Raw genomic sequence first — 4,297 nt, 5'->3', positions numbered from 1 at the left:
CCCGGCGGAATGCTCGATTGGACGGCTGCGGGCTTCCCCGTCAGCTGAGCCCACCAGAGTTCCCGGGCGGCATGCCCCCCCAGTTGCCGCCCGGGCTTCCACCTGCCCGGACCCGGTCCCTTCGACGCGGGGAACCGGGCGGTGGACGGCGGCTACCTGCAAACGCGGGGCCGCCAGCAGAAATGCTCCACGATGTACCGAAAATGTTCCAGGATATACCGAAAGAGATTATGACTTCCTTGAAGAGAACCCCCGTTGAATCCGCCCCGCAGTCCATCGATGCCTCGACCCTGAAGGCCTGGGAAGACAACCACGACGATCTGATGATCATCGATGTGCGCGGCGGCGCAGAGTTCGATTCCCTGCACATCAAGGGCTCCTACCATGTGCCGCTTCCCATGCTCAGTGAGCACACCGAAGAATTCGCGGCAAAAATGGGCACCCGCGTGGTCCTGGTCTGCCAGTCCGGCAACCGGGCCGAGCAGGCCCGCAAACACCTGGACGCCGTCGGCCTGGCCGGTGCCAGCGTCCTGGCCGGGGGAGTCCCCGCCTACGCCGCCGCCGGCGGCACCGTGGTCCGCGGCCGCGGACCCTGGGCCCTGGAACGCCAGGTCCGGATGACCGCCGGCTCCCTGGTCCTCGCCAGTATCGTCGCGGCGAAATTCGTCTCACCGAAGCTGGGACTGGTCGCCGGGGGCATCGGCGCCGGGCTGACGTTCTCCGCCGCGACCAACAGCTGCGCCATGGGCCAGGTGCTCTCGAAGATGCCGTGGAACCGCTCCGCCAACGAGCCCACCGCGCACCAGGCCCTGCAGAACCTGGACGCCCGGGCATGATCCTCACCGCGGCGGCGTTCGGGCTGATCGTCGGCGCCCTGCTGGGCCTGGTCGGAGGCGGCGGATCCATCCTCGCCGTCCCCGCCCTGGTCTACGGCGTGGGGCTGCCGCTGGCCGCGGCCATCCCGACGTCGCTGGTCGTTGTCGGCGCGTCCTCCGCCGTCGCGGTGCTGCCCCGGCTGCGGACCGGGGTGAACTGGCGGCTCGCGCTGATCATCGGCGCCGCAGGAACCGCCACCGCCTACCTCGGCGCGATGGTCAACCGGCTCCTGGACCCGAAGATCCTGCTCCTGGCGTTCGCCGCGATCATGGTCTTCGCCGGCATCCGGATGCTGATGCCCTCCACCTCCGCCGGCGGCTCCTGTGCCCTGCCCGGAGGCGGGGTCAACTGGCGCAGCTGCCTGCCCAAAGCGATCGCCACCGGCGCCGTCGTCGGGTTCCTCACCGGCCTGCTCGGCGTCGGCGGCGGCTTCCTGATCGTCCCCGCACTCACCCTGGTCCTCGGCCTCCCGATGACCGTGACCGTGGGGAGCTCCCTGGTGATCATCGTCATCAACGCCGCCGCCGGCTTCGCCGCCCACCTGGGCGACCTGCAGATCGACTGGGCCGTCACGGCAGCCTTCGCCGGGGCCGCGATGATCGCCTCCCTCACAGCCGGGCGAATCGGCACCAGCATCCCGGACAAAACACTCAAACGCGGCTTCGGCATCCTCGTCCTCGTCATCGCCGCCTACGTCGCAGCCCAGGCACTCCTGTCCTGACGGCGCCCCTGAGGGAACGAGAAAAACACCGGGGCCGGAAAGTTCCGCGCATCAGGCGACGCAGTTGCATCTACAGCAGGGTTGCCAGGGCCAGTCCGGCGGCCGTGGCGCCGACTGCGGCGACGGCGGTGCCGATTCCGTTAACGAGGGCAAGTCCGGTGCGGCGGGACTGGATGAGCCGGACGGTCTCGAAGCTGGCGGTGCTGAAAGTGGTGTAACCGCCCAGGAACCCGGTGCCGGCGATGTACTGCAGCTCGACGGGTGCCGCGTGGACAATCACGGCCCCGGCGACCAAGCCCAGCAGGAAGGATCCGGTGACGTTGATGGCGATGGTTCCCACGGGCAGTGCCGTGCGGGCTCGGGAACGGACCAGCCCGTCGACGACAAAGCGGGTTCCGGCGCCCAAGCCGCCGGCGAGGCCGAGCAAGAGTATGGTCAGGACGCTCACCGGCGGCTCTCCTCATGCCCGGAGCGGACGGCCGCTTCCCGGCGTCGGGCCTTCCCGCTGTGATGCCCGACGGCGACCCGGATCCCGGCCACTGTTGCCACGGCGCCGCCGAGCAGCGTGGCGGCGACATAGACCAGAGCGTCGGCCGGGCGTCCCGCCCCGAGCAGGGTATTCGTTTCCAGAGCCAGGGTGCTGTAAGTGGTGAAGGCCCCCATAAAGCCGGTGCCGGCGAGCAGGCGGACCACCCTCAGCCGTCCGGCGTCCGGACCGCGCCGGACCAGTGACTCCAGCAGAACGCCGAGGAGGAATGCCCCGGCCAGGTTGATGATCAGGGTCGGCAGCGGCCAGCCTCCCGGGGACGGCAGGACGGTGCTGAGACCGTACCTGGCCAGGGCTCCGAACACACCTCCGGTGATGACGACCAGCACGAAGCCGGGGTGCAGGTGCACGGGGCGATGGGCGCGGGCCTCGCCCAGGGTGCCCGCATCCGTTTCGGGACTGCCGGTCGGTGCCGCGTCAGTGTCGACGGGCCGCCTTCCGGTGCCTGCCGTGCCGGTCTTTTCGGAAGGACGGGTCTCCGAAGGACGGGCGGTGGCTGTGGATTCGGGGGTGGGCGGTTCCATCAGTGGCCCTCCTGCCGATGTTGTTTGCGGTGCGGGGCGAGCGGGACGACCAGGACCGGCCGGTGCTGGCGGTGGGTGAGGTGAACAGCCACGGAGCCGACGAGCAGCTCCTCCAACCGGGCTCCAAGTCCGCGTTCGCGGGTGCCCACGACAATCACGGACGCGTCGGAAGACCCGGCCAACCGTCCGAGGGCCCGGGCCGGATCCCCGGCGAGTGTCACGAAGGACCAGTGGACCCCGCTTCCGTCCAGGGCTTCCTGCAGGCGTTCTTTGATGCCTGCGCTGATCCCTTCGATGTCGTCGTCGATCCCGTCCGGATCAATCGGCAGTGCGCCCGTCCGGCCGTCCGGCTCTTCAGCCAGGTAGGTGGTGACATCCACGTACGCGCAGATCAGTTGGACGTTCAGGCTGTGGGCCAGTTCCGCGGCCCGGTGAATGACGGCCAGGGGCTGGCCGGGGACTACACCCATCAGCACCGGTCCGGTGATCCGGCGCGGGACGTTTGGGATCGCCCCGGTGCCGGCCCGGGTCATGTCGGCTGGCTCATTCATGGGCGCTCCTGTCGCTGGGTGTCGGCGTCGCGCGGGCGCCCGGGATCTCTGTTGTCGGCAGCCGGAGCGTGCGGTGAGATCCGCCACGAACGTATCATCTGTAACCCGGCCCGCGCGTTTTGCACCGCACCGAAGCCTGCCACGCAGGACCTCGCTCGTGGAGGCGGTCCGGATTCCTTCCCGAGCCCGGTCCTGGTCGAATCCGGCGTCTTTTACAACAAGGCTAAACCCGTCGGACCCGTCGGGCAGCACGGCGGATTGGCAGCCTAAAATCTCCGCCTTTGCCGGCCTGGAGCAGATGGATTATGAAGGCGCAGCGAGGGAAGGCGCAGGCCGGCGGAGAGGCCCCTGATCCTTGCTGAAGAGGTGGACCTGCGGATCAAGCAAATCGGACCCGATTCCGCCAAGTGCAGCGAGCAACACGTCCAGCCCGGCGGCTGGGTGTTTGAGGCTTCGGCCGATCAGACGACCACCGCGAGGAGACTCCGGCGTTTAAGGGAACCCTGTGGCCGGCGCAGTCGGGGGCGGAAGTTCACGGCGTCGGACCGGCGGGGGAGGCGCCAGTCCTCGTGTTGTTCGGGTTGTGCATATTCGTCCTAGACTGGCCGACTTTGGGATGGGCTTGGGGTACCGTCACCCTTATGGGGACAGGACGGGAAGACCGCTACCGCATCCGGCCCGCGCCGCGGCGAAAAGGGACGTTCACGGTCGGTTTGCCTGCCCTGATCCTGGTCATTGTGAACGCCGTCGTAACGACGCTCGTTTCCATTGCAGTGGGAAGTGGCCCGCAAGGGCTGGCCTTGGGCGGCCTCTTCGTGTTTTTTCCCATTCCTCTGATCCTGTAGGCGGCCTTCCTGGGGATCCTCTCCATCCCTGGGAGGCAAGGAAGGATCCTAGGTGCCATCGCTTTGGTGGTCACCGCCGCGGCGTTTTTGTGCGCCATCTACTCCATGGCGATTGAAGGCCTGTCCTGAAGCCGGGGGATTCATCTGATGAGGTACGCAAAACTCTACTTGACATAATGTTGATTATCGGCGTTCTTGGAAAGAGTGCGGAGAGGGCTCGATTCCACGCGTTC

At 67.9% G+C, this 4,297-nt stretch carries 5 protein-coding genes; 2 read left to right on the top strand and 3 right to left on the bottom strand.

Going from position 1 to position 4,297, the window contains the following annotated elements:
- The first annotated feature begins 230 nt into the window (after positions 1–230).
- Positions 231–836 (top strand): rhodanese-like domain-containing protein, encoded by a 606-nt coding sequence (locus BJQ90_RS20925; RefSeq protein ID WP_226762103.1) that lies wholly within the window; start codon positions 231–233, stop codon positions 834–836.
- Positions 833–1,597, top strand: coding sequence for a sulfite exporter TauE/SafE family protein (locus BJQ90_RS20920; protein WP_226762102.1), 765 nt, complete (start codon positions 833–835; stop codon positions 1,595–1,597). The genes BJQ90_RS20925 and BJQ90_RS20920 overlap by 4 nt, the downstream gene beginning before the upstream one ends.
- A gap of 70 nt (positions 1,598–1,667) precedes the next feature.
- Here the strand turns inward: BJQ90_RS20920 and BJQ90_RS20915 are convergent, their stop codons facing one another.
- Genes BJQ90_RS20915 through BJQ90_RS20905 form a run of 3 tightly spaced genes read right to left on the bottom strand, consistent with a single transcriptional unit; the run spans position 1,668 to position 3,219 of the window.
- On the bottom strand, positions 1,668–2,045 hold the full coding sequence (locus BJQ90_RS20915; protein WP_413463728.1) for a fluoride efflux transporter FluC: 378 nt from the start codon (positions 2,043–2,045) through the stop codon (positions 1,668–1,670).
- Positions 2,042–2,668 carry a fluoride efflux transporter FluC gene (locus BJQ90_RS20910; RefSeq protein ID WP_226762101.1) on the bottom strand — a complete coding sequence of 209 codons (627 nt, stop codon included), beginning with the start codon at positions 2,666–2,668 and terminating at the stop codon, positions 2,042–2,044. The genes BJQ90_RS20915 and BJQ90_RS20910 overlap by 4 nt, the downstream gene beginning before the upstream one ends.
- Entirely contained in the window at positions 2,668–3,219 is a 552-nt protein-coding gene (locus BJQ90_RS20905) for a universal stress protein (protein WP_226762100.1), read from the bottom strand. The genes BJQ90_RS20910 and BJQ90_RS20905 overlap by 1 nt, the downstream gene beginning before the upstream one ends.
- Between the last annotated feature and the right edge of the window lie 1,078 nt (positions 3,220–4,297).

This window comes from Arthrobacter sp. SO3 (assembly GCF_020532825.1).
Taxonomy (GTDB): domain Bacteria; phylum Actinomycetota; class Actinomycetes; order Actinomycetales; family Micrococcaceae; genus Arthrobacter.
This window is presented reverse-complemented; position numbering and strand designations above follow the sequence as displayed.